This is a genomic window from Myxococcus llanfairpwllgwyngyllgogerychwyrndrobwllllantysiliogogogochensis, from assembly GCF_006636215.1.
Lineage (GTDB): Bacteria > Myxococcota > Myxococcia > Myxococcales > Myxococcaceae > Myxococcus > Myxococcus llanfairpwllgwyngyllgogerychwyrndrobwllllantysiliogogogochensis.
Map to the genome: position 1 here is coordinate 1 of NZ_VIFM01000914.1, position 407 is coordinate 407.

At 71.0% G+C, this 407-nt stretch carries 1 protein-coding gene; it reads right to left on the reverse strand.

The features are described from left to right. Window positions 1-407, reverse strand: a 407-nt coding sequence (locus FJV41_RS51205) for a sensor histidine kinase (protein ID WP_181791644.1), incomplete at both ends; no start/stop codon positions are given.

The window sequence follows — 407 nt, forward strand, 5'->3', positions numbered from 1 at the left end:
TCCCAGTTCCCCGTGAGGGGACCCGTGGACGTCACCTTCACGGTGCGGTGGGGGTGCACCAGCTCCAGCTCCTCCACCACCTGGCGCGCCACCTGGCCCAGGTCCGTGGCAGCCGGGTTCAGGGGGATGCCGCTGCCCAGCCGGCTGCGGGTGAAGTCCAGCAGCTCGGTGATCATCCGCGTCATCCGGTCCGTGCTGTTGATGATGCGGCTGGCGGTGCGCTCCAGCGCGGGGGGCAGTTGCTCGCTGGCGACGAGGAAGCTGGCGCCCATGCGGATGGAGCTGAGGGGGTTGCGCAGGTCGTGGCCCACGATGCCCAGGAAGCGCTCGCGGAACTCCGCGGACGCGCGCAGCTCTGCTTCCGCCTGCTTGTGCCGGGTGACGTCCACCAGCACGCTGCCCACGCC